The sequence below is a fragment of the Listeria swaminathanii genome (genome assembly GCF_014229645.1).
GTDB lineage: Bacteria > Bacillota > Bacilli > Lactobacillales > Listeriaceae > Listeria > Listeria swaminathanii.
This window is the reverse complement of record NZ_JAATOD010000001.1, coordinates 838,384-861,004: the sequence shown is the minus strand read 5'-3', so window position 1 is coordinate 861,004 and position 22,621 is coordinate 838,384. Positions and strand designations below refer to the sequence as shown.

28 protein-coding genes and 1 riboswitch are annotated in these 22,621 nt (G+C 39.4%); of the genes, 6 read left to right on the top strand and 22 right to left on the bottom strand.

Features of this window, described 5'->3' with window-relative positions; translation table 11 throughout:
* Positions 1-26: 26 nt before the first annotated feature.
* Genes HCX62_RS04330 through pduA form a run of 5 tightly spaced genes read right to left on the bottom strand, consistent with a single transcriptional unit; the run spans position 27 to position 4,019 of the window.
* Entirely contained in the window at positions 27-539 is a 513-nt protein-coding gene (locus HCX62_RS04330; RefSeq protein ID WP_185638024.1) for a diol dehydratase small subunit, read from the bottom strand.
* A gap of 16 nt (positions 540-555) precedes the next feature.
* Positions 556-1,215 (bottom strand): propanediol/glycerol family dehydratase medium subunit, encoded by a 660-nt coding sequence (locus tag HCX62_RS04325; RefSeq protein ID WP_003721553.1) that lies wholly within the window; start codon positions 1,213-1,215, stop codon positions 556-558.
* Positions 1,216-1,252: 37 nt separating this feature from the next.
* Positions 1,253-2,917, bottom strand: coding sequence for a propanediol/glycerol family dehydratase large subunit (locus HCX62_RS04320; RefSeq protein WP_185637179.1), 1,665 nt, complete (start codon positions 2,915-2,917; stop codon positions 1,253-1,255).
* A gap of 18 nt (positions 2,918-2,935) precedes the next feature.
* The gene (pduB, locus tag HCX62_RS04315; RefSeq protein ID WP_185502610.1) at positions 2,936-3,739 is read right to left on the bottom strand and encodes a propanediol utilization microcompartment protein PduB; all 804 of its coding nucleotides are present in this window, start codon (positions 3,737-3,739) and stop codon (positions 2,936-2,938) included.
* Positions 3,732-4,019: a propanediol utilization microcompartment protein PduA gene (gene pduA, locus HCX62_RS04310; RefSeq protein WP_003719356.1), complete on the bottom strand. Its 288-nt coding sequence runs from the start codon at positions 4,017-4,019 to the stop codon at positions 3,732-3,734. Before pduA ends, pduB begins: the two co-directional genes overlap by 8 nt.
* Positions 4,020-4,321: 302 nt before the next feature.
* On the opposite strand from pduA, the gene HCX62_RS04305 reads away from it, so the two are divergent.
* Positions 4,322-5,206 (top strand): PocR ligand-binding domain-containing protein, encoded by an 885-nt coding sequence (locus tag HCX62_RS04305; protein WP_185637177.1) that lies wholly within the window; start codon positions 4,322-4,324, stop codon positions 5,204-5,206.
* Positions 5,207-5,358: 152 nt separating this feature from the next.
* Positions 5,359-5,549, bottom strand: a riboswitch (cobalamin riboswitch).
* Between the two features lie 64 nt (positions 5,550-5,613).
* Here the strand turns inward: HCX62_RS04305 and cobC are convergent.
* The 9 genes from cobC to HCX62_RS04260 form a co-directional block, all read right to left on the bottom strand.
* Complete coding sequence (cobC, locus tag HCX62_RS04300; RefSeq protein WP_185637175.1) at positions 5,614-6,189, bottom strand: alpha-ribazole phosphatase; 576 nt, start codon at positions 6,187-6,189, stop codon at positions 5,614-5,616.
* Positions 6,190-6,936 (bottom strand): adenosylcobinamide-GDP ribazoletransferase, encoded by a 747-nt coding sequence (cobS, locus tag HCX62_RS04295; RefSeq protein WP_185637173.1) that lies wholly within the window; start codon positions 6,934-6,936, stop codon positions 6,190-6,192.
* Position 6,937: 1 nt separating this feature from the next.
* Entirely contained in the window at positions 6,938-7,495 is a 558-nt protein-coding gene (cobU, locus tag HCX62_RS04290; RefSeq protein WP_185637171.1) for a bifunctional adenosylcobinamide kinase/adenosylcobinamide-phosphate guanylyltransferase, read from the bottom strand.
* Complete coding sequence (gene cblS / locus HCX62_RS04285) at positions 7,492-8,241, bottom strand: alpha-ribazole kinase (RefSeq protein ID WP_185637169.1); 750 nt, start codon at positions 8,239-8,241, stop codon at positions 7,492-7,494. Before cblS ends, cobU begins: the two co-directional genes overlap by 4 nt.
* A gap of 24 nt (positions 8,242-8,265) precedes the next feature.
* Complete coding sequence (locus HCX62_RS04280; protein WP_185637167.1) at positions 8,266-8,697, bottom strand: EutP/PduV family microcompartment system protein; 432 nt, start codon at positions 8,695-8,697, stop codon at positions 8,266-8,268.
* Positions 8,698-8,702: 5 nt separating this feature from the next.
* On the bottom strand, positions 8,703-9,053 hold the full coding sequence (eutS, locus tag HCX62_RS04275) for an ethanolamine utilization microcompartment protein EutS (protein ID WP_185517023.1): 351 nt from the start codon (positions 9,051-9,053) through the stop codon (positions 8,703-8,705).
* A gap of 147 nt (positions 9,054-9,200) precedes the next feature.
* Positions 9,201-9,755 (bottom strand): BMC domain-containing protein, encoded by a 555-nt coding sequence (locus HCX62_RS04270; protein ID WP_003736310.1) that lies wholly within the window; start codon positions 9,753-9,755, stop codon positions 9,201-9,203.
* Positions 9,752-11,116: a 4Fe-4S dicluster domain-containing protein gene (locus HCX62_RS04265; RefSeq protein WP_185637165.1), complete on the bottom strand. Its 1,365-nt coding sequence runs from the start codon at positions 11,114-11,116 to the stop codon at positions 9,752-9,754. Before HCX62_RS04265 ends, HCX62_RS04270 begins: the two co-directional genes overlap by 4 nt.
* Before the next feature lie 118 nt (positions 11,117-11,234).
* Complete coding sequence (locus tag HCX62_RS04260; protein ID WP_185638022.1) at positions 11,235-11,714, bottom strand: precorrin-2 dehydrogenase/sirohydrochlorin ferrochelatase family protein; 480 nt, start codon at positions 11,712-11,714, stop codon at positions 11,235-11,237.
* A 91-nt stretch (positions 11,715-11,805) separates the two neighbouring features.
* Here HCX62_RS04260 and HCX62_RS04255 point away from each other — a divergent pair, with 91 nt between their 5' ends.
* The 3 genes from HCX62_RS04255 to HCX62_RS04245 all read left to right on the top strand — a co-directional run bounded on the left by HCX62_RS04255 (position 11,806) and on the right by HCX62_RS04245 (position 13,298).
* A complete protein-coding gene (locus tag HCX62_RS04255; RefSeq protein WP_185637163.1) occupies positions 11,806-12,213 on the top strand; it encodes a VOC family protein in 408 nt (135 codons plus the stop codon).
* Between the two features lie 125 nt (positions 12,214-12,338).
* Positions 12,339-12,578, top strand: coding sequence for a hypothetical protein (locus HCX62_RS04250; RefSeq protein ID WP_185637162.1), 240 nt, complete (start codon positions 12,339-12,341; stop codon positions 12,576-12,578).
* A 147-nt stretch (positions 12,579-12,725) separates the two neighbouring features.
* Positions 12,726-13,298: an ATP-dependent Clp protease proteolytic subunit gene (locus tag HCX62_RS04245; RefSeq protein ID WP_026749876.1), complete on the top strand. Its 573-nt coding sequence runs from the start codon at positions 12,726-12,728 to the stop codon at positions 13,296-13,298.
* A gap of 92 nt (positions 13,299-13,390) precedes the next feature.
* On the opposite strand, the gene HCX62_RS04240 is transcribed toward HCX62_RS04245, so the two are convergent.
* A complete protein-coding gene (locus HCX62_RS04240; protein WP_185637160.1) occupies positions 13,391-13,681 on the bottom strand; it encodes a CPCC family cysteine-rich protein in 291 nt (96 codons plus the stop codon).
* Positions 13,674-14,150: a GNAT family N-acetyltransferase gene (locus tag HCX62_RS04235; protein WP_185637158.1), complete on the bottom strand. Its 477-nt coding sequence runs from the start codon at positions 14,148-14,150 to the stop codon at positions 13,674-13,676. Before HCX62_RS04235 ends, HCX62_RS04240 begins: the two co-directional genes overlap by 8 nt.
* A 112-nt stretch (positions 14,151-14,262) precedes the next feature.
* Between HCX62_RS04235 and HCX62_RS04230 the strand changes: the two genes are divergently transcribed.
* On the top strand, positions 14,263-14,847 hold the full coding sequence (locus tag HCX62_RS04230) for a hypothetical protein (protein ID WP_185637156.1): 585 nt from the start codon (positions 14,263-14,265) through the stop codon (positions 14,845-14,847).
* 103 nt (positions 14,848-14,950) lie between these two features.
* On the opposite strand, the gene HCX62_RS04225 is transcribed toward HCX62_RS04230, so the two are convergent.
* Positions 14,951-16,090: an immunity 26/phosphotriesterase HocA family protein gene (locus HCX62_RS04225; RefSeq protein WP_185637154.1), complete on the bottom strand. Its 1,140-nt coding sequence runs from the start codon at positions 16,088-16,090 to the stop codon at positions 14,951-14,953.
* 29 nt (positions 16,091-16,119) lie between these two features.
* Positions 16,120-16,467, bottom strand: a complete 348-nt coding sequence (locus HCX62_RS04220; RefSeq protein WP_185637153.1) for a MerR family transcriptional regulator — start codon at positions 16,465-16,467, stop codon at positions 16,120-16,122.
* 67 nt (positions 16,468-16,534) lie between these two features.
* On the opposite strand from HCX62_RS04220, the gene HCX62_RS04215 reads away from it, so the two are divergent.
* Entirely contained in the window at positions 16,535-16,843 is a 309-nt protein-coding gene (locus tag HCX62_RS04215; protein WP_185637151.1) for a putative quinol monooxygenase, read from the top strand.
* 37 nt (positions 16,844-16,880) lie between these two features.
* Here HCX62_RS04215 and HCX62_RS04210 read toward each other — a convergent pair whose 3' ends face one another.
* The 4 genes from HCX62_RS04210 to HCX62_RS04195 form a co-directional block, all read right to left on the bottom strand.
* Complete coding sequence (locus HCX62_RS04210; RefSeq protein WP_185637149.1) at positions 16,881-18,527, bottom strand: amino acid ABC transporter ATP-binding/permease protein; 1,647 nt, start codon at positions 18,525-18,527, stop codon at positions 16,881-16,883.
* 1 nt (position 18,528) lies between these two features.
* Complete coding sequence (locus tag HCX62_RS04205) at positions 18,529-20,244, bottom strand: ABC transporter ATP-binding protein/permease (protein ID WP_185637147.1); 1,716 nt, start codon at positions 20,242-20,244, stop codon at positions 18,529-18,531.
* A gap of 248 nt (positions 20,245-20,492) precedes the next feature.
* Positions 20,493-21,875, bottom strand: coding sequence for a DUF1254 domain-containing protein (locus tag HCX62_RS04200; protein ID WP_185637145.1), 1,383 nt, complete (start codon positions 21,873-21,875; stop codon positions 20,493-20,495).
* Positions 21,876-22,169: 294 nt separating this feature from the next.
* Complete coding sequence (locus tag HCX62_RS04195; protein WP_185637143.1) at positions 22,170-22,613, bottom strand: GNAT family N-acetyltransferase; 444 nt, start codon at positions 22,611-22,613, stop codon at positions 22,170-22,172.
* Positions 22,614-22,621 lie beyond the last annotated feature (8 nt).

Genomic DNA, 22,621 nt, shown 5'->3' with positions numbered 1-22,621 from the left:
TACATAATCGCGAGCAAAGGTGAATTTTAATTATCGCCTTTTAATTTCTTACGCTCTTGATAAAGCTGTGCCGCTTCACGAACATAATTAGAACAAATCGTTGCATGATACACATTTTCCAATTCATCCGCAATCGCAATTAGCTCTTCTTTCGAGGAACGATAAGGACGCATTGCATTATAAATTTCTAAAATGCGTTCATCTGGAACAATTGTTAATTCCGCCGCACGTTCGAAGTTATTTGCTAAGGTTGCGCGTCCTGCGTCTCTTGCGACTTGCGCTTGCATTTTCAGTGTTTCCGCTGTTACACGAACATCTTCTGGTTTAATCGTGCCATCTAAAACACTTTTCAACGTAATATCGTCTAATGATTTTGATGTCGATGTTTTTACAAGTTCAGGACGTTTCGTACCAAGTGGATAATCGCGTACCGTCAGTGTATCTCCGCTTACTTTTTTAGAAGTCGTTGTTGAAACGGCACCACTATTTACTTCTTGTAAAATATTTCTAACCATATTTTCTAGTGCTTCTTGATTCATCATTTTCACCTCACTATTAGTTTACTTGTAATTCGACTGCGTTTTTCCCTTGAACAACATGTTTTGTTTCTTTGATATGAAGTAAAGCTGCTTTGGCTTGGAATTTCGGACGTGCCATTTGATCGTTTACCATTGGCACTGGGTTTGGTGATTCACCTTTAGCATATTTCGCCGCATTTTTACCAATTGCTCGGTATGTTTCTAAGGTAATTAGTGGTGCTTGCGGGAATAACTCTAAGTTAGAAAGTGGTTGTAAATCTTTTTGGTGGATTAATGCTGTACCACGCGACTGAATGCCGATACAAATACCAGAACCACTTAATTTGTCGCCTTCTACCGCGACGAAAGCTACGTCAGAAGAACGGAACACACGGACAACGCGCGCTTTTAACCCTTCTTCTTCAATACCTGCAATCACTTCTCGTAAAATTTGTTTATGCGGAACGCCGACAATATTTTTTGTTTGATATTTACCAAAAGCTGGTGCGACCGCAATAACCACTTCATCTTTTTGTCTACCCGGCTTTGCGTCACCAACTTCTGTTAAAAAGCTTTCGTCTGAAACGGCAACACTGGGCTGTTCTTTTTGGAAAGAAACTTTATCTTCTTTTAGCTGTAATTCATCTAGTACTTCGGAGATAATTCCGCGAAGCACTTTTTCGTTAATTTCAACCATGTCTCGTAATCCTCCTTTATAAAAAATGGGAAGTAGCTTATTCTAATTCGTTTGCATCCACTGCAACAGCAATATCTTTTAATTTTTCCCAGCGTTCGCCCTCTAAGCGATAACCAGTTCCTGGGCCTGCGTAATCATTTAAATCATTGACGGAACTAATAACATTCCAGTCTTTGTCAATGATGGCAGAGGTATGAAGGAAGTCTCCAGATACACGTTGTTTCAGCATATTAAGTACGCTTTCGGCAACATCGTCGAATCCACCAGCAGATAGCGCTTTAACAACATCCAGACCAGTGACACCACGGTCCATCATTTCAGCTGCTGCTTTAATATCTTCTACCATGTTACGCTCTGGCATCTCTTTACTTCCGCGTGCATACGTTGCTGCTTCTACTTCCTCATCAGTTACTTCTGGAAGACCTAATTTATCAAAAACAGCTTGAATTACTCGTGCCGCTTTATTTCTAACTGCAACAACTTCTTCTTCTGTAACCGGCGTTAAACCACCATCTACTTTTAAATCGCGTTGTAAAATATTGTAATCATCAAAGTCATCCGCATCAAAATTCGAACCAGCAAACATATTGTCATAGTTCGGTGTTGCGCTATAACCAGAGGAAATATAATCTGTTCCTGGTAAAAATTGCATCAGTAAACGAGCTGTACGGCGAATATCCGAGTGAGAGAATGTTTGGTCATTACCAGACGCTACTTCTAGATCGAGCATAACGGCAATTAAATTCTCTGCAAGTACCGCTCTAATACCACTTGGCACGGCTCCCGGAATTCCGATACAACTAATCGAACCATTTTGTAAACCTTGAACGCCGGCTGCTTTCGTAATGAAAATACAGCGTGATTCAAGATAAAGCATCGATTTTCCTTCTGCATAACCCATTTGAACTTCGGAACCAGTTCCAGAAGTGAAACGCATTTTCAAACCGCGAGACGCGTATGCACTTGCCAAAATACCTTTCGACCAAGGCGTATCATCTCCGTCTGTAAATACAGGCTCCGTTCCATAAACAGAAATCGTTTCAGCGTAACAAGTTAAGCCACGCATACCGAGTTCTAATTCCGTTGCTTCTTCCAACGAACATTGCGTTAATACGCCACCACGGCCAGTTTGCGAACCTACTAATAAGCTAAGCGCGTTAAAAGGTGCGTAACGAACTACCGCAACAGTTGTTTCTTGTTCATCAAAGCCACGAATCGCTGCTTCTGCTGCATCGGCTGCAATTTGAACAGGATTATCACGCAAGTTCGTTACGTGGGCTTGGGTTGTTGGTGTTCTACGTGAGCGCATTTTTTGCATCGACATCATCATTTCGACAACGTTCATTTGCGAAACTACTTCTACTATTTTTGCCGGTGTCATAGCGGTTGTAAGTAAAACGATTTTTTCGCGTGGTACATTTGGGTCGCAAAGCATATTTGCTAGCTTCACAGAATCCATTTGCATGACTTCTTCCGCACGAGATAAATCGACGCCATATTTCGCGATGAAATGGTCAATTAAGTCAAAATCAGCTAGTTTTTTACTATCCATTTCGACTACTTTGCCATTTTCTATTTTAATGCTTGGCTTCGGATCATTTGGGCTTTCCATTGCGATTAAGCCTTCTTCAATCCATTCCTTTACAAAACCATCTTGATTGACCGGGCGTTTTGCTAATTCTTCAAAGCGTTTTGATTTCATCAGTCGTTACCCTCCGTTCTAAATGTAGGATGGACGATCATTTTTCGGTTCATCCCCTAAAGCTCCAAGTAATTTTTTACCAATTTCACGTGCAGAAATAACTGCTTGACGGACTGCTCCAGAATCTCCAGAAATACAAAGGATTACTTCATTGGAGAAACTTGTTCCATCTGCAGGTGAAGAATATGCAACGACATCTACGTTAGCAGATTTCACTGCAGTATCAGCCATTACAACACCAATCCCAGCTGGAGCACCAACCATAAGTCCAAATGCTTTTCCTACTGGCGCGCCGAATGCTTTTTCAAGTGCGTGGCTTGCGCGAGCAGTATATTGAAGTTCAATGTGGCCAGCTTCATTACCATACACATCTCCAAAAGTTTTATCTAATTCATTTAGCGCCACTTCTACTGCGCGTTTAACATCTGAAACATCGTCACCACCAAAGATAATTAAAGAACCGTGACCTGCACCGCCTTTTGTATCACGTGGTAATTCGATTTTTACTACTTCTGTATTGGTTGCTTTTACCGCTTCATCTGCAGCCATAATATGTGGGCCTGCACCAGTACGGGCTCCTAAAATACCTATAGAACGGTAAGACTTCTCAAGCTTCATTGCTTCTAAAAGTTGTCCGTCTACATTCGCAATCACTAGGCCGATCGTATCTCCAATTGCTGTTCCTACAAACTCTGTTAATTGAATTGCTTTTTCACTCATTTGACGTGATCCTCCATCCTCTACTAGTTTTTCCGGGGCATCATTGACCGTTTCCATTACCTGTTTTAGAATTTCGTCAATCAGTTTATTTTGCTCACTCATCTGACTTCACCCTCACTGGTAAAATTTCTTCCACATCAGTATGCGGACGAGGAATAACATGCGTACTCATCACGGTACCTACATTTCTTGCTGCTGCAGCCCCAGCTTCTGTTGCTGCTTTAACCGCACCAACATCCCCTCGAACCATCACAGTAACAAGTCCAGATCCGATTTTTTCATACCCTGTTAATGTTACATTAGCTGATTTAACCATGGCGTCAGCGGCTTCAATGGCGCCGACTAGCCCTTTAGTTTCAACTAAGCCTAGTGCTTCTTGCATGGGTGTACCTCCTTCTCAAAATAAGTATTTTACTCTCTCAGTATAGGCAATCTGCCGTATAAATAGTTGCCGCTTCCAAGCGAAAAAAAAGAAGACACGAATCGTGTTTTAACACAATTTTGCGCCTTCAAAAAAAATAACGACAAAAAGCCATCCAGCAGTGCATGGTTTGGGCTTTCTCTTATGAAATTAGTCTTAGCAATATATTGTTATCTTCATGGCAAGAAAATGTAAGCGCATTATAAATATGCTATACTAAGAACGACAGAAACACGCCAAGTCTCGCCGAAAGGGGAATAGCTATGTTACTACAGTCCAAAAGCAACGAAATACTCATTGAGAAAGTCATGGATGAGTTCTCAGCCGCAACCAGTTTAGCGTCAGTTGTTGTAGATATACACGGTACCGAAGTTTCTAGATTATGTAACTTTACTCCTTTTTGCCAACTCATTCGCTCCAATCCCAAATATCGCTCACTTTGTCAAAAATGTGATATGTTTGGTGGACTTGAAGCCTCCAAAACCGGAAAGCCTCTAATTTATCGATGTCACGCCGGATTAACTGATTTTTCAGTCCCCATCGTTGTCGAAAATCAACTGAGTGGATTCTTACTCAGCGGCCAGGTTATTTGCGAAGAAAGTAGTGAAGTTGGTAACATTCAAACAGAAGAAACCGATTGGAAAAATGACAAAGAACTTATTTCCGCGTTTCGCTCTGTCCCTGTTTTCAGCTCCAAAAAAATCAACTCTTCTGCCGAAATGCTTACAATTATTTCCCAGTATTACTTGAAATCCGAAATGGAAAAAAGCCGGGAAGAACAAAAGCAAAAAATCGCTTTCCATCATACAAAAATAGCACATCATGAAGATAATAAAGAAATCCGGAAAGCACTCAAGTATATCGAGAAAAACCTCAACCGTCCAATCACCCTCGATGAAGTAGCAAGTCACGTATACCTTAGTTCCTACTATTTCAGTAAGCTTTTCAAGAAAGAAATGAATGTCAATTTTATCAATTATGTGAACCAAAAGAAAATGTCACTCGCAAAAGAGATGCTAAAAAATCCGCGTTGGTCGATTGATAATATCGCTCGTAATCTTGGGTTCACACAGACAAGCTATTTCTGTAAGGTATTCCGAAAAGAGTTTGATATAACGCCAAAAGGCTACCGCGAAACCTTAAAATAAGATCCCCAAAAGTCATGTTCTAGCAGCTATAGAATATGACTTTTTTGCTGCCTGAAAAACAAAAAAACTTTCATCCGTCATCGAATGAGAGTTTATGCATAGCAAAAAAAGCTACACTACCCGCATACGCTTTTTAGGACCCCGAAAAAGAGTTGCTTCCGGCTTATTTGGCGAGTATCCTGACTTGGCTTCATCCAACAATTGAACCTTCCCATACGCTAAAAACGCACAGTGGCTACCTCAATTCTTGTCCACCTTACAGTTGCGGGGGCAGTTTCGGCATCGCACCGAATTCCTCTTTCAGAAATGCAAACACATTCCACCAACATAAGACCTATTTAACTACCTACATCTTACCACAAAGCGCTTACAAAAAAGGCACTTTCAGCCGAAACAGCAAAAATCTACTATTGATTAGAAATAATAAAGCATTGAGACTCACTGTCCCAGAGCGAATAACACCCTTGCTTAAAATCGACATCCCAATATTGTGCTATTTTTTGTTTTTGTAGAAAAAGCGCAATGACACGTAAAACACCAAGATGGCCTACGAGCAACACCGTATCAAGTTGCTGCCATTTTTCCATTTCTGTTTCAAAAGTAGCAATCACTCGCTCATAAAAAATCGGAAAACTCTCCCCGTTTGGAAATGAGGCAGTTTGCCAATTGTTACAGTATTCATCCCAAGCCTCGGGGAACTTCGCACTGATTTCCTGATATGTATAACCTTCAAAATCACCGAAATCCATTTCATTAAATGCAGGAAAACAAATCGGCTTAACACTTTTTAAAATGTTTGCCGACTGTTTGACTCGCGTAAGATCACTCGTCACGACTAAATCGACCGAGTAATCGTCAAGCTTTTCGCGGAGCTGCTCCATTTGCCGAACACCAGTCTCATTTAAAGCAACATCTAACTGACCACAATATTTTTTCGCCACATTCCAGTCCGTTTCCCCGTGCCGCACAAAAATAAGTTGCATTTAAATCAACCCCCAAAGTAATACGAAACAAAACAGGCACACTAATTGGCCCATTTGCCCACCAGCACCTAGTGTATCCCCGTTCATCCCACCAATCCGCTGATAAACAAACGCCCGGTAAATAATCGTAAATAAAACTACGCCAGCATAAGCAATGACGCCAATATACGAGAAAAATAGTGCTAAAATAACTAACACAATCCCTTGCGAAAGCACAATCGGCCACCAAGGAACACCTAAGAAAATCGAACCGAGCCCTTCTTTCGACCCAGCGTACGTCATTTTAGCAAAAAGTAACATCGTCACACCTTTCGCAACAATCGGCAACACGAAAAATAGCCAGCCAATTTGCTGTACATTAGGAACCGACAAGAACAAAGCGCCATATAAAAGAAAATAAAAACAAATCGCAATCACGCCATTCGCGCCGACCCGACTATCTTTCATAATCTCCAACATCCGCTCTCTTTTCCGCGAAGAAAATAGCCCATCCGCCGTATCCGCAAGTGCATCGACATGGAATCCTCCAGTAATGATGATTTCTGCAAAAAGACCTGCAATAATCGCAACCGGCAAAGGCATAACAAGTGCCACTAAAGCAAAAATGAGCCAATTCCAAGCGCCAATAATTACCCCAACAAATGGAAGAAGTGCGCTCCCTTTTTTCAAGTTGATTTCATCCATATTAATTTGGATAGGCAGCGGAATTCGCGTAAAGAATTGAATCAATAAAATCAATGTTTTCATATTACTTCCACCTTTTTGGAATGCCACTTACGACAAAATAAACTTCTTCTACTTGCGTGGCAATTTGCTGATTTATCCGGCCGATAATATCTCTAAAAACGCGTGTTAGCTTATTTTCAGGTACCACCCCAAGCCCAATTTCATTCGTAACAAAAATGAGTTTGGCTTGAGACTCTTTCCCAGCCTCCAAAATCGCGCTAACCTCGGCCTGAATTCCCGCCTCGACTTCATCGGCAATCTCATTGGTCAACTCGCGCTCGCCTAGCAATGTGAAAAACAAATTAGTTACTAGCATCGTCACGCAATCAAGCATTATCACATCATAGTTGTTCGAATGTTGATCCAAATATGCTGCAATTCCTTGAAAACTCTCGAAGGTATCCCAATTCGCTGGACGAGTGGCCTGATGTTTTTTGATTCTAGCTTGAAACTCCGTATCATTCTCATACGCAATCCCAGTCGCTACATATAAAACACGACTATACTTGGCCGCCTCTGTTTCAGCAAAGCTACTCTTGCCACTTCTCGCTCCGCCAGTTACAAGCATCATTTCACTCATGTCCATTCCTCATTCCCGCGCAACTCCCCAATACGTTTAGCACCTAGAAACTCTCGCTCAAATGCTGTTACATCATTCATTTTAACCGCGGCCAAAATAACAGATGCTGGCCCCGCAGTTTTATTCATTATCGCTTCACTAAAAGCATCGTTCGCAATAAAAACGGCGTCATTTAGTCGCGCTAAAATATGAGCCTCGTAAGCCATTCCTTTTGAGCCAACAGGTACTACTTCCAGTACCGCGCTATCTGCAACTAACTTTTTCACCAAACGATAATCTGGCAATTCCGCCATTTTTTGCAGGACTTCTGCGCCGACAATCGGTTTACCAAACGCAAATAAGACCGCAGCTTCATGCACATTTACTAACTTTAGTGCAGCTTTAGTCGCAAAACCAGTTACAAGAACGCCTACACTGGTTTGTGTTACAGGCATATTTTCTTCTGTACTTCCATTTAACTCAATGTGACTTAAATCAGCCTTGGCCAGTTCGTCCTTTAACCCTGCAATGATACGTCTGCCAGTCGGCTCCATTTCTGCGCCGACAACATCACTAACAGATACCACTTCAGCCCCTGATGCAATCATTTCAAGCAAAGCCACTCTTAAAGTCAAACGAGCTGTCACTTCCGGAGCAACCATTAAGCCATCATGCGCTTTCTCGCCGAATCCAGCACTTATATCACAGCTCGTCAAAATACAACCACCAGGCACATCAATTACAGATAAATCCCTCACTTGAGGCATAAAAAAACCTCCACTTATTTAAAATTAATCTTCCAAATATGCTCGAAGTTCTTCAATTCCTGTTTCATCCACCGAAGAAATATAAAAAATATTCTTCGCTCCAGCCATGCGTAACTCCCGCTCAGCTCGTTCAATGTCTTTGTCCGATTCTGCTAAATCCACTTTTGTCACAATCCCAATAACCGGTTTAGCAAAAATACTGGCAAACATTGGTGAAAACGTCTGCTTCTTCTCCGAAACACTTTGTAAAATCGCAATCACAGACGCATCTGCTGCCGTCACTGTGAGCGCACTGTAAAGTTGTCTATGTTGTACAAATTCGCCGGGAGTATCAATCATCTCTTGAAAGTACTCCACAGCTTGTGTTTTCTTATATAAAATATCGTAACCATGCAATTTTTGGCACAGCGTTGTTTTACCACAACCGACCGAGCCCATTACCATCATTTTCTTCAAACGACTCAGCTCCTAGTAATTTTTGGAATCGAGAAGTCCAAAATTTCGTTTAATGAAAAAACTACTTGTTGCAAAGCGGATTCAACCGAAGAAACATCGCCAGTAAGTACAACCGAACCACTGAAACGATCAATAAAACCAATTTGAACATCGCCTGATTTTGTCGCAATATCACTTGCAATAATCGAAGCTTCACTTGGTGTGATTGTTAAAATCCCAATCGCCGTCGCGCCATCTTCTAATCCTAATTTTGTATAAATATCACGGTTCGGATTGGCGATTAAATGCGCAAGCGTCACCTGTTTACCTGGTACATATTCTTGTATTACACGTTCTTTATTATCATCAAAACCCATTTTATTCACTCCTCATCTAGACAAACTATCTCAAAATAATCCTATCATATTTAGGCGCCACTATATTGTCAGATTGTTCAAAAGGCACGCAACTCCAGTCAGTGCGTGCCTTCTCTAAAAACTCTATGACAATATATTGTTATCTTTTTAGTAGATTAAACTCTCAAAAACTTCTTTTCGCGGTCTTGGAATAACTACTTTATTAATTAAAAGTGCTTCTTCTTTGGCTGCTGCAAGTCCAGCTTCTACCGCCGCCTCACATGCTGCTGTATCACCTGTTAACACAACGAACGATTTACCAGCAATCCCAGTCGCCAAACGAATATCCAGTAACTGCACATCGGCTGCTTTTACTGCGGCATCTGCAGCAATAATCGAACCAGAGCAAGAATAATATTCCATAACTCCAACCGCGTTCATTTCATCCGGTACTTCGGTTTTATTAATCGCTTTAATCACTTGGTCAGACACACGTGGAATCACTAAGTTACCAACGATATTGGCCGCACCAATCTTCGTACCAGCTTCAATTGATTGTGCCACTGAATCCACTGTTCCAGCAATTAAAATATAATACTTTCCTGGACAGCTGGCTTTTGCATAAATCAATTCTGAATTGGCCGCTTTTAGCATCGTATCGACCGCTTCGATGCCTTTCGAAATACTATTTAATTCGAGAAATCCTAATGTATCCATTTTCATGACATCACCTTCTTAATATGAACTTGTTCTTCGGTTATACGGATAATTTGACCGTCAATGCTCGCATGGATATTTGCCCCAAGAGCCGTATCAGGAATCTTCGCAATTAAGTCCCCTTTTTTCACGATATCGCCTTCACTTACAACAGGAATGGACGGCGCACCAATATGCATTTTCGTCGGAATAAATACTTCATCCACTTCTAAATAATGCATTTTTTCTAAATGAACGTCCGCATATTGCTGCAAGCCCATTTTGATTAAAATGTTTTTGGGTGCAATTGATTTATATTCGCGCATCGGATCTGGTGTAAATTCTTTCTTATCCGTTTGGTAGCGCACACCTTGTTTTAAAAGTTCTTTTTTCACGTGAATGTTTACTTGGCGCGGTGAAAGCCCCATCGGACAAGCGATTACTTCACAAATCCCACATTCACAACAAATCATCGCTTCTTCCCAAATTGGGTCCGGTTTAATATCCGAAATATCTTCCGCAACCGCAAAATGACGCATGACTTTATGCGGATGAATGTCATGTCCTAATTGCTGTCTTGGGCACAAATCTGAACAAAGCGAACACTGAATACAAGCCGATTTTGTTTCATTAAAAATTTGTTCGACTGTTTGATAATGCAACTTGTGCAAATAGCCAGTATCTTCTGTAACGATTAGGCCTGATGTTGTTTTTGTAACTACTTTTTCAGCAATAGTTGATTGGTCATTTAGTTTACCCATCATTGGTCCACCATCTAAAAATAAATACTCTGCTAAATTAGTTCCGCCCGCTGCTGCTAAACAGACTTCGAATGGCGTTCCAACTGGTACATCTAATAGTTTTGGCTCCCCAACTGCACCAGTAACCGTCAGTTGTTTGCGGACAACTGGCGCCTCATCTTCAATCGCGTGAAAGACATTCCACATTGTTGAAACATTCGATACGATACAGCCCACCATTAGAGGAATTCCGCTTGGTGGTACAACACGCCCAGTTACTTCAAATACCATAACTTGCTCGTCACCCGTCGGATATACATTATCCATCTCATGAATTGTTACGCTTGCATCTAGTTCCGTGATTGCTGCGCGTAATGCCGCAATTTCCGCTGTGTAATAACGTTTTGTTGCAATAACGGCAAATTCTGCACCTACTTGGCTTTTAACCATTTCAATCGCTTTAATCGTTTCTACTGCATGGTTTCTCATAACAAAATGATCGGTTTTTAGTAGCGGTTCACATTCCGCTGCGTTAATAATTAAATATTCCACTTCGCCGCTAAATTTGGCATGGGTCGGAAAGCCCGCTCCCCCACAACCAACAACGCCAGCATCTTTAATCTTTTCTAAAATGGACATTTGGCTCAACACCCTCTTAATAGTTTTTCAGTATACTTCAATGATAGAGCGTTTACATTCCAAAATCTATAGTAAAATTTTGCAACCTAAAAGAGAGCAATATAATAGAATAAAAAACCTACTAAAATTAGCAGGTTTTATCTTTTTTATTACGATTCGCGATTTCTTCTGTTTCTAAATTGGCTACCAACTTGTTAACCTCGCGCTTCACTTTCTTCGCGTATCCCGGGTTTCCCCCGCCCGTTGAGATTCCAATCGTCAGCTCGTTTTTCGTCACCGTTGCCATATTGAAAAAATCAGAATTAGCTTGGTTGGTTGTATCATTCACGAGTTGCCCCGGCGCCCGGTCGCGTAAAACGAGTTGATTTACTTCCAGATTATCTGTGCAAATAAATATCATAAATGCCGATTCCAGATGCGCCGCGCGATATGCTTCTTCCGCCACTTGCACATCAAGCGCCTTAATCTCTGGTAAAACAGCAAGCCCGACAACCAAAATATCCGCACCCGCATCCAGCAAACCCGCAATTTTCCGAAGCGCCACTTTCCCGCCTCCAATTATGACAACCTTTTTCCCAGTAACATCAAGCATTATCGGATATTTCATCATCAAGCCTCCGCACATTTTTCTTCATTTTAACACATAATTGAAACATTTTTCGGGTATAGTTAAAATAATTCAGAAGGAGGTAAATGAAATGTTTAATCAAGCGAAACGAATCTCCACATTTTTCACATTTAACGGAAACGGCGAGGAAGCGTTTAATTTTTATTTAGATACTTTCCCCGATGCAAAAAAAGTCGGCCTAACCTACTTCACAAAACCAGAACAAGGTGGCGATATTGGCAAGGTGCTCAATGCTACTTTTGAAATAAAAGGAGCATCGTTCATGATTATGGACATGACAAATAATGCTTCACCAGCCTTTAGTTGGGCGACAACAACCCTTTATTTTGCAGATACAGAAAGCGAGTTCGACACCCTTTTTGAAAAACTGGCTAAAGAAGGTACGGTTATGATGGGCCCAGAAGCAGTAGAAGCCCTTCGAAAAGTGGCTTGGGTTACGGATAAATATGGCATCACTTGGCAATTAGCATTCGTATAAAAGGTTGATTTAGGCTAGCAAAATAATTATTTGAAACAGTATTGAATACTTCATCCATATTCGATACTGTTTTTTCGTGCTAATCCATGATATAGTTTACTAAATAAATTTTTATGGAGGAAACGATGCAAGAGGTTATCATTAAACTAAATGAAGAACTAAAAACAATTAACGTATCTCTCGTATTTGCTTCAAAAAACCCTAAAACAATGAAATCTAATGTAAATTTGTCTTACTCAGAAAAGGAAGAGCAAAAATGGATACAATTATTTTGTGCAGAGGAAGAAATGGAAACATTAATCCCCGGGATACGCGAAGGAAAAATAACCGATTTAAGTCAGTATGTCCTACAAGAAGTGGATTAATACATATCCTTTTAGCTATTCATAACAGAGAAAACGCCGTCCTAAAGCGTTTTCTTTTTTGCATTCAAATTGTTTGACCATTTTCGACCATTGTGTTAAGATACCTGTATTACAAATAAATAAAGGCTTTTAAGGAGGAATTTTTTCATGGCAGAGAATAAAAATAATGAAAATATCACAAACATCCTTACCCAAAAATTGATTGATACACGCACGGTTTTAATTTACGGGGAAATCAATCAGGAGCTAGCCGAGGACGTTTCTAAGCAACTGTTATTATTAGAATCAATCAGTAACGATCCAATCACCATCTTTATTAATAGCCAAGGCGGACATGTTGAAGCTGGCGATACGATTCATGATATGATTAAATTCATTAAACCAACTGTTAAAGTCGTTGGTACTGGTTGGGTTGCAAGTGCTGGTATTACGATTTACTTAGCCGCTGAAAAAGAAAATCGCTTTAGCCTTCCAAATACGCGCTACATGATTCACCAACCAGCTGGCGGCGTACAAGGTCAAAGTACCGAAATCGAAATTGAAGCAAAAGAAATCATCCGGATGCGCGAAAGAATCAACCGCTTAATCGCCGAAGCAACCGGGCAATCTTACGAACAAATTTCAAAAGATACCGACCGCAACTTCTGGCTTTCTGTTAATGAAGCGAAAGATTACGGCATCGTCAATGAAATCATCGAAAACCGCGATGGCTTAAAATAACACGAAAATGTTCACTTCTATTAGGAAGTGAACATTTTTTACTACAAAAAAAGTAAGTGCGATATTAAAATCTACACTTACCCACTTATTTTTTATAATTCATCTGCGGTTGCTTCCCTTACATACTTCTTCATCGCAAGTTCACAAGCACCAAACTCTTTAAAATTTTGCCGAGCTTCTAATAAAGTTAAACCATGATTAGCACCAGAAGGGATATTTAGTAAATCTTCTACCGAGGAAGTTTTTTGATGATGTGAGTAAATCTCCTCCTCAGTAAAGACAAAATAACCGTCATCCTCCCAAAAGCATATAGGACAAATCTCAAACTCACCTCTAACATCAATCGTTAAACAGTTACAACAAGCACATCTTTCTTTATCCATCCAAGTCCTCTTTTCTCGCTGAAGCAACCCACTTAAGCACCACTGTCAGTTCTTTTTCTTCTATTATTTCAAAACCAGCTTTTACAAGAAAAGCAATTCCCGCTTCATTTTTCCGTCTTACCTCATCTAACATAACCGTTCCACCACAATCATTTTGAAAAAACTCCAAGAATAATTGCAAAGCTTTTTGAGCGATCCGCTGACCTCGAAAACATGCAGCCACTTTAATATTTAGATGAGCAGTTCCTTTTTCAAAATCACGAAAGCTCACTTCTCCAACTGATTCCGCATCTTTTTTAATAATAAAATAAGCATTGCTTGCCTGTGATTTTGACTTCAGCCAGTCCATTCGCGTTTCTTCTGGAAAAGAAAATGGTCCACCAAGCACTTCCGTCGTTGCCAAATCTCCCCATAACCATTCGATGAAAGGAAAATCTGCTGTAGTAGGTTTTTGTAGTGTAATTTTCATGAGGTTCCTCCTTGATTATTAGGTAGTTGAAAGTTCACTAATGAACTTGATGATTGTATTTTATAATGATATCATTAAATTCAACATAAATTCAACCAAGCAGGTGTTCATCATGATATATTACAAAGACAAACTTAAAACAATCGGCACCACTTTAACCTCTTTATCTTTTATTTTCATGTTTGGCTTATTAACTCTATTAGCAATCGAAAAACCAGAATCATTTTATTTTGGTCTTATAACGATATTTTTTATCGGACGTTTACTTATTAAACTTCTACTCCCTCCAAAAGAATGGGTCCAAGTCACAAAGACGGCTTTTATTCTTCACACACGCAGTAAAACAAAAACGATCCATCTTGCAAATGTAAAAAGAATAAGCTATAATTTCCAGCCTATTCGTAGGGGTATAAGGTATCAGATTCCAGAAACGATGGAACTATTCTTTCAAACAGAAAACAAAATGGAAAAACTCGACTGCGCCTTTATCGGCCGAAGTAATTTCGTTGAGTTAATTAATCAATTTGATGCCAAATTAGCCTCATTAAGCGAAGATATAATTGAACATGATCATCGCTATCCTCTTGACCTTGTACACGGTGCATTTATTTTCGGTGTTGTCATTCTCTGCTTTCTTCCCATTCTTTTGTTTGGGCGAGAATTTTTATTTGAGCAAATTGGGAAAATTTTTGGATAGTAATCCCAATGAAGATGGCGATACAGTTATCTTACCTTGAAAAATAATGAAAACAGCCTGAGGTTAGCTTATTCTAACTTCAGGCTGTTTTCATTATTTCCCATCAAATCGATAAAATATTTTGAGCAGTAATCCCATTATATTTTTCATTAAAATCATCAAACGACATTTCCCCGTTTATATCTAAAACTGCATATATTTGCTTTAGTTCCTCTTCTGAAAATATGGATTTAGGGGAAACTAGTTTTTTCGAGTATCCGGCAACGGGCGTCATTCCTAATCCAGAATAAGGGAGAAATAGCTCTTTTCCAGTGCTTCTCTTCAAGTATTGCTTCGCGAGCATCGTTTTACTTCCAAATCCCCAATCAAATCTAACAGTAATTTCCTCTTTATGATTTTTAATAATCTCTCTATCGGATGCACCTGTAGCTTGATAACCTGCATATGTTGTAGACGCTCCATTAAAAGAAAAACTCATTGGAAAAAGAATATCGGATTCTTCTAGAACAGATTCTCCAATAATCGGAAAATCCCCACGCAACACTAAGTCATCCATGATAAATTCCGGATTTAAGAGCTCCTGCTGTTTCAAAAATTGGACATCCACTGTATTTTGTTCGCTTGTATAATTAAAAGTACGAATCACAAGCGGAACTCCCATCATTAAATTGAGGTAATGCGAGCTATCTTGAGGCATTATCTTTTGCTTCCTAAACGTCTGAAAACAACCAATCACAAGCGCAAAACCATACTCATTTCCTATCGGATAAGAAAAAATGGCGCCTTGCTGAATCGTTTGTCTCGTTTTCACTGCGCGTTTTGTTTTGGCTAATGTGCTCAACCACTCACTTCCAAAAACCGCAGTAATTTTTTCTTGGACATTTTCTTTAGTGAAAACCATACCTTGCTCGAAGTAGAGGTTTTCAAAATGCCGAACACCTAGTTTAAGCTCTATTCGGTGACTGACTTTATTTATTTTTAATCTTAATTCTTTTGTTTTCGCTTTTAATATTGCTTTAAGTGTCAATGCTTTCGGTTTTGCATTTTTTCGTCCAATCAGTTCATTGTTGTCAGTAAGTTCGATATCAAAATCAATTTCTTTATAAAAATCTGCTTGATCTAGTATCAATTTTATCAGTACATTTTCTCTGATGATGACTATTGCATTGTCCACTGTCAATTTTTGGTCCTCTTCAAGGATTTGATGTAAGCCAACTACTTCTCTTATTTCATTATTAATCATTGATGCTCACCTTTCTTGCTGTTTTATTTTTAAAGTTTCTCTCGGTACCCGTCCACTTTTTTTCCAACAAAAGAAATCGTTTCTGCTAAATTTTTCTGTTGTTCATACAAATTTTCCATATGATTATTTAAAATTGCAATTCGTTCTGGAAGTGAGTCATCACCTTGCTTTTGTAACCCCGCAAAAGTTTTAATGTTCGTTATCGACATGCCGGTTTGCTTTATTTTAAGCAACAGCTGCACCCAACAATAATCTTCTTCCGTATAAACGCGATAATTTTTTTCGTTCCTAGCAGGTATTAATAATTTTTCTTCCTCATAATATCGAAGCGTATCAATCGAAAGCCCCGTTTTAGTGGCAAAATTTTTAATATACATCTAGTTCCTCCTTGCTATCGGGTGTACTCCATACTTTAAGCTTAACATATTCAAAGGAGGAGAAGAAATGTATTTAAAAGAAAACGCCCATTATTTATATTGTACGGCAGTTATTCAAACTACTGGAAAAGTTTCTTATGAACAGCTGGTTGAACATTTGGAAAGGTTACGCGCTAAAACAGTGACAGAGGAAGGCTGTGTTCTATTCGAAATTGTCCCTTTAGGAAAAGCATTAGGTAGATTTGCTTTATGGGAAATTTGGCAAAATCAAGCAGCATTTTATTACCATCATGAACAGGACTACACGAAAAATTTCTTTGCCGCAGAATTCGATACCATTGAATTTTTCGAAAGCTCGCAGAAAGTAGATTTATAAACAAAAACAGCTTGTAACAATTACAAGCTGTTTTTGTTTATTCTACTATCCGTTGCAATACACCATTTTCCAAAAACCACTGCTCTTCTGCCAAAGCTAGCGTCGTTCTTCGGTGGGAAATTACGAGCACCGTTTTATCCTGAATCTCTGAACGTAGCGTGTTGAGAATCGCTTGTTCGTTAATATAATCCAAATTACTAGTTGGTTCGTCTAGCAATAATAACGGAGCATCGTGAAGAAATAGTCTCGCTAAGCCAATTCGCTGACGTTCACCATCCGATAAATTTCGCGATTGTCCGCCAATAATTGTTTCATATCCTTCTGGCAAAGTTTCAATCCATTTATCCAGTGCCGCTTTTCGCGCTGCTTCTTTCACTTCTTCCAAAGTCGCCTCTTTTTTCCCTAAGCGAATATTATTTCCGAGCGTATCCTCGAATAAAAAGGTACTTTGCTCCATCACGCCTTCCATTTGGTGAAGCGACGACTCTGTAATTTCAGGAAGCGCCTGATTATTTAATCTCACTTGACCATCCGGATCCCAGTAACGCATCAGCAGTTTCACCAACGTACTTTTCCCGCTACCACTTTCTCCGCCAATACCCAGCCATTTCCCCTTAGGCAACTCAAGCGAAAGGTCCCTCAAAATTGGCTGTTTCCCGTCATGACTAAAACAAACTTTATCCAGCTCTGCACTCTCAAAATCAGTCAATTCTAGTTGACCACCAAAAGTGACAACTGGTTTTTCTTCTGTTAAAGCATACAGTCGTTTCCCACTCGCAAAAGTAGTCAACAAAGCCGTTCCTAAAGCATTTAATGACAAAACAGAACCAAACGAACTCAGACTAAGCACGGTCCCAATCAATACTGTTTCAAGCGGTAATTGCCAAAAACTACCTAACACTAAAATGAGCGTCGCTGTCCCGATTAGTACCCATTCCCCCAAAATTTGCAATTCGCTTCCTTGGCGTAACCGTTTTTGATACTGTTCGTTCAGTTTCTCACCGCGGCCAGTTAGTTTCGCCAAACGTTCTTCAGCCAATTTAAACTGAAAAATGTCTTGTAAGCTTGCAATATTTTCCATCACAGCTTGATTGAGTCCAACAAATTCTTTCTGGTAAGCCGTTCCGATTTTTTTATTGCGACTGTAACTAATCATCGGTAAAACCACGCCCACTAAAATTTGACCTAATAACAGAATCAACGCTAAACCAATATCATACGTTGCTAAAAAGCCAACCGTCGCAATTGTCGTGCCCACTGCAATGAAAACTGGTGAAATCGTATGCGCGAAAAACACTTCCAATGCTTCAACATCGGTTGTAATCGCCGTAATTAAATCACCACTTTTTTTCCCAGATAAACGAGCCGGCCCTAATTTTCGCAAAGTCGCAAAAATACGTTCACGAATAATCGCAAGCAAACGAAAAGCGATATCATGGTTTAAATACTGTTCCGCATAGCGCGCCAGCCCACGTACAACACCGCACCCAACCATCACAAGAAGCCATTTATACGGATTTAGCGGCTGCTGCAAAATAACCGCAAGAATTCCATATGCTCCAATCAAAGAAATCATAATAACCGATAAATTACTTATAATTCCAAGTAAAATTGCGAGAATCATCTTTCCTCTTAACGGTTTAACAAATTTCAACAACCAACGAATAATCGCCCACTCTGACATATTATGCTCCCCCTTTCAACAACGCTTCTTCTTCTAAAAAGTAGTTTTTAAAGTAACTAGATTCTTGTTGTAACTGTTCAGGATTCGCCACCTCAACCAATTTCCCCGCTTCAAAAACTAGCACCTGATCCGCGGCTAAAACATTATATAAGCGATGTGAAATAAAGAGTACAATTTTCTCCTGCGCTAATTTTTGTAAAACTGCAAGAATAATTTTCTCACTTTCCAAATCTACACCAGAAGTAATTTCATCAAAAACATATAGTTCCGCTTCTCGAAGTAACGCTCTCGCAAGCAACAATCGCTGTCTTTGTCCACCAGATAAATTACTCCCATTCTCATCTAAAAGTTCGTTTAATTGTCCCGGCAACTTCCGCACAAAATCAGCCAAACTCACTTGTTCTAAAACGTTCCATAAATCCGTTTCACTTGCTTGCCGATTACCAATTAATAAATTTTCCTGAATACTATCCGCATATAAATAACCATGATTATCCACTAATACGACTTGCTTACGAATAGCCTCGCCACTTAAATCAGAAAGCGATACATCATTCCAAATAATTTCCCCCTGATAGCCAGGTAATTGATTGAGTAACACACGCACAAAAGTACTTTTTCCAGAACCAGACTTACCAACAATCGCCGAAAAACTACCTTTATTAAAACTTGCAGACACTTCATGAAGCGCCTCGCTTTCGCCCTTTTCATATGTAAAAGTTAAGTCTTGAACTTCAATTTTTTCTAAAGTTTTTTCTAGTTTTTTCGCGCCATACACTTGCTCAGGCAGCTCTAAATAAGCGAACAATTTACTACAAGCACTAATTCCATTCATCGCCACATGGAATAAAGACCCCAGTTGACGCATCGGAATAAAAAACTCTGCGCTCAGTAGTAGGAACATTAGCATGCCCGTCATACTAATCGTGCCATTAGTGAACATAATTAAAGACATTCCAATCCCAAGCGCCGCCCCACTATATGAAATAATATCCATAATCGTGATCGAATTTAGCTGCATAGACAGCAAACTCATCGTCGCTTTACGAAAACGTTCCGCATCAGAAACAATTTCTTCTTGTTTATATTTATCTTGATCATACGCTTTTAAAATACTTAAACCACTTAAATTCTCATGAAATTTGCTTCCTAAATTCGTATAATCAGACCAATAACCACTTAAAATCCGCTTGGCAATTTTCATCACCATCATAATCACAACCGGAATCATCGGCATACAAATTAATAGCACAATTGCCGGCTGCCAAGCAAAACCAACCAAACTGCCAAAAATCATCAAAGACGCGATTAAACAATAAAATAATTGCGGTAAAAAACGTGAGTAATAAATTTCTAACTGTTCAATTCCATCTACGGCCAATTGTGTTAATGTCGACGCTGGTAGCTGGCCTTCGTTGTTGCCTAGCCGAAAAGCTTTTTCCATTACAGCGCGGCGCATCGACAATCGTAGTTCCGCCGAGGCATGATAAATTTGTTTTTCAGCTAATTTGGTAAGTATCGCCTTGCCAATCAAAACGACTAAAACCGTCCCAACTAACATAAGCCAATCAATGCTTTCACCGTTTAAATAACTAGTTAATTGTTGAGCAAAAACGAGCCACAGACCAATCATCAGCCCTAAACTAAGTACCCGAAACAGAATTAATAATATTAAAGATTTCTTTTCAACCAGTTGAAACAAACGCTTATCAATCATTGTATTTCCCCCGAGTTACATGCGGATTCATTATACTGGAATCCTTCAGTACTTTCTTTGATTTTTTGGTTGTGTGAGCCGTGTTTTTTATTACTTTTCCCATTTGATTGCTAACCTCCGTTAATAAATCTTTGTTTATTATATCACAAAAAACGACTTTTGATAATGAGAATCATTATCAAAAGTCGTTTTATTTTTTAATATCTAAATAAAAAAACAGAAGAAACTCCTTCTGTCTTTTTTATCATTTATTTTACAACTTCAATTACTGGTGGAATCCAAGTCTGTTCAATAATAGATTCATCAGGGCCGTAAGCTCTTAAAATCATATAAAATTCATTTTTGGGACAGGGAAGCCAATTGTCTTCTTTATACGCACCAGGAGATTCATGTTGAATATAAATATCAAAAGAACCATCTTCGTTCTTTTTAATATTTGGAGTACGATCCCCAATCGCATATCTGTTAATTAGATTATCCACGAAGTTATGGTCAATCCCATACATACTCAGCGACCAAAACTCATTTACTGGAGGTATTGTTTCGACATCAAAATGAATACGATAATTTTTCGCACCATTTAAATGTTGCTTATCTGCTCCAGCCATTGCCGTCATATAAACAGCCTCAGCAGGATCATTACAGATGATTCCTCCAAAATTTTGAATAGCAGCTCGGAAAACATATTCATTACTATAACCAGCGCGACCCATAATTTTTGCTGGAATCATCCATGAATTAGAAAATTTACTTAAACCGCCGCCTTCAAGAATAGCCGGACGAAGCATTTTCTTTCCGTCAATAGCCGCACGTTTAAGCCCTTGTAAAACAGAAGGATGAAGATGACCGAAATCAAGTGACTCACCTGGTCCAATTCCAATTTGCTTCATCATCGTGACTAACGTTTGATCGATGGCACGTGGTGGATTTTCTGTCATCGCTCGATTAATCGTTTTCCAGTCGCCCATCAAATCATTAACCGCTTCATAAGGCGCCCAGATTTCGTGACTTTCAGGAAGTTTCGCATCTGATTTGCCCCAGTAACTTAAAGGAGTAATCTTGAACTGAGATTGAATTGCATTGACTTCTTCCACATCAGCTTCTCCGTTCACTGCTGTACGTTCAAAAGCAAGTGCATACGGTGTTGGCGATTCAAATGAACCATTGGTATCCGTAGGCAAATCACCTTTCCATCCTGGAGGTGTAATAGCATAATTCCCAGCCTTCGTCCCAGTTGTTCGTTTTCCAATATAGGCAAAATTATCCGAATAAAAATCAGCAAGTTCAATTACATAATAACGACCGTTCGTTTCTGGAACAGAAAAAATAACTGGCTCTTTTGTTAAATCAATCCATCCCCAAGCATAGAGCGTATCATTATTAGGAGAACCACCTGTTGTGTAATTCGTCGCAGTGGCTAATTCCGTTTTAATATGCAGATGGTTCAAGGCTGCATAAAAACTAGCCTCTGGATTTGTAACCCAAAGATGCCTTAATTCCGCCATATAAATTAATGGAAAACCATACATATACGCTTGTAAACCTAACGAATAAGCATTCATCTCACGCCAGTCCACAAGATCCTTCTCAGCCATCGCCTCTGCTAGTGTTAAACCTTTTAGTTCTTCCATAATACCCTCCTACTTAACATGCCCTTTTTAGATAAAAAAATCCTAAAAAAAGCATTTTCAATGTATTTTTGGAGCAATCAATCCCACTTACCCGTTCATTATATCACTGGAACTAGCGAAATCCCAACAAAAAGCCAAGTAGTAATTTAGTTGGTAAAATACGCAAAAAAGTTTTGCTCAGCTTGTTTTGGAATAACAAATAACCGCTATCAATAACACAGACGACCTTTTGCAAGTATAAAAAAACGCTAGATTCATTTTACATGAAGCTAGCAAAGGTATTTTCTTTTACTTTCACTTCTCAAACGCCCTTTTCAAATGAAGTATAGGATACGCCTTCCCAAATCCATCAACTTCACTCCTAGAAGCAACCACAAACCCATGCTTCAAATAAAACCGCTTGGCATTTTCGTTCTGTTCATTCACATCCACTTGATTTATCTGCTTCTCTTCCATCAACCAAGCAAGAATCTTACTTCCAAAACCTTGACCTGTAAACGCCGGATCAATAAAAAGCATATCTAGTTCCCGCTCACTCGTCCCACTAAAACCAACGACTTCTTCACCAGAAAACCACAAAAGTAACTCCACATGATCTAAAAATCCCGGAATCTGCTCTTTATAAAACTGCCTATCTTCCGCAGTTAAAAAATCATGCGTTGCGATAACCGACTTTTCCCAAATCGCTAAAATTGTTTGGTAATCTTGATTTTCCGCTCGTTTATTTATAAGTATCATTTTTCAAC

Coding starts and splice junctions, on each gene's coding strand:
- HCX62_RS04235 (WP_185637158.1), bottom strand. CDS start 14,150: ATGAAAATTACACTACAAAAACCTACTACAGCAGATTTTCCTTTCATC.
- HCX62_RS04245 (WP_026749876.1), top strand. CDS start 12,726: ATGGCAGAGAATAAAAATAATGAAAATATCACAAACATCCTTACCCAA.
- HCX62_RS04220 (WP_185637153.1), bottom strand. CDS start 16,467: ATGTATATTAAAAATTTTGCCACTAAAACGGGGCTTTCGATTGATACG.
- HCX62_RS04210 (WP_185637149.1), bottom strand. CDS start 18,527: ATGTCAGAGTGGGCGATTATTCGTTGGTTGTTGAAATTTGTTAAACCG.
- cobU (WP_185637171.1), bottom strand. CDS start 7,495: ATGAGTGAAATGATGCTTGTAACTGGCGGAGCGAGAAGTGGCAAGAGT.
- cobC (WP_185637175.1), bottom strand. CDS start 6,189: ATGCAACTTATTTTTGTGCGGCACGGGGAAACGGACTGGAATGTGGCG.
- pduB (WP_185502610.1), bottom strand. CDS start 3,739: ATGAGTGAGCAAAATAAACTGATTGACGAAATTCTAAAACAGGTAATG.
- eutS (WP_185517023.1), bottom strand. CDS start 9,053: ATGGGTTTTGATGATAATAAAGAACGTGTAATACAAGAATATGTACCA.
- HCX62_RS04270 (WP_003736310.1), bottom strand. CDS start 9,755: ATGAAAATGGATACATTAGGATTTCTCGAATTAAATAGTATTTCGAAA.
- HCX62_RS04305 (WP_185637177.1), top strand. CDS start 4,322: ATGTTACTACAGTCCAAAAGCAACGAAATACTCATTGAGAAAGTCATG.
- HCX62_RS04330 (WP_185638024.1), bottom strand. CDS start 539: ATGAATCAAGAAGCACTAGAAAATATGGTTAGAAATATTTTACAAGAA.
- cobS (WP_185637173.1), bottom strand. CDS start 6,936: ATGAAAACATTGATTTTATTGATTCAATTCTTTACGCGAATTCCGCTG.
- HCX62_RS04240 (WP_185637160.1), bottom strand. CDS start 13,681: ATGGATAAAGAAAGATGTGCTTGTTGTAACTGTTTAACGATTGATGTT.
- HCX62_RS04325 (WP_003721553.1), bottom strand. CDS start 1,215: ATGGTTGAAATTAACGAAAAAGTGCTTCGCGGAATTATCTCCGAAGTA.
- HCX62_RS04200 (WP_185637145.1), bottom strand. CDS start 21,875: ATGGAAGAACTAAAAGGTTTAACACTAGCAGAGGCGATGGCTGAGAAG.
- HCX62_RS04260 (WP_185638022.1), bottom strand. CDS start 11,714: ATGAAATATCCGATAATGCTTGATGTTACTGGGAAAAAGGTTGTCATA.
- cblS (WP_185637169.1), bottom strand. CDS start 8,241: ATGCCTCAAGTGAGGGATTTATCTGTAATTGATGTGCCTGGTGGTTGT.
- HCX62_RS04320 (WP_185637179.1), bottom strand. CDS start 2,917: ATGAAATCAAAACGCTTTGAAGAATTAGCAAAACGCCCGGTCAATCAA.
- HCX62_RS04255 (WP_185637163.1), top strand. CDS start 11,806: ATGTTTAATCAAGCGAAACGAATCTCCACATTTTTCACATTTAACGGA.
- pduA (WP_003719356.1), bottom strand. CDS start 4,019: ATGCAAGAAGCACTAGGCTTAGTTGAAACTAAAGGGCTAGTCGGCGCC.
- HCX62_RS04195 (WP_185637143.1), bottom strand. CDS start 22,613: ATGATACTTATAAATAAACGAGCGGAAAATCAAGATTACCAAACAATT.
- HCX62_RS04250 (WP_185637162.1), top strand. CDS start 12,339: ATGCAAGAGGTTATCATTAAACTAAATGAAGAACTAAAAACAATTAAC.
- HCX62_RS04230 (WP_185637156.1), top strand. CDS start 14,263: ATGATATATTACAAAGACAAACTTAAAACAATCGGCACCACTTTAACC.
- HCX62_RS04205 (WP_185637147.1), bottom strand. CDS start 20,244: ATGATTGATAAGCGTTTGTTTCAACTGGTTGAAAAGAAATCTTTAATA.
- HCX62_RS04215 (WP_185637151.1), top strand. CDS start 16,535: ATGTATTTAAAAGAAAACGCCCATTATTTATATTGTACGGCAGTTATT.
- HCX62_RS04225 (WP_185637154.1), bottom strand. CDS start 16,090: ATGATTAATAATGAAATAAGAGAAGTAGTTGGCTTACATCAAATCCTT.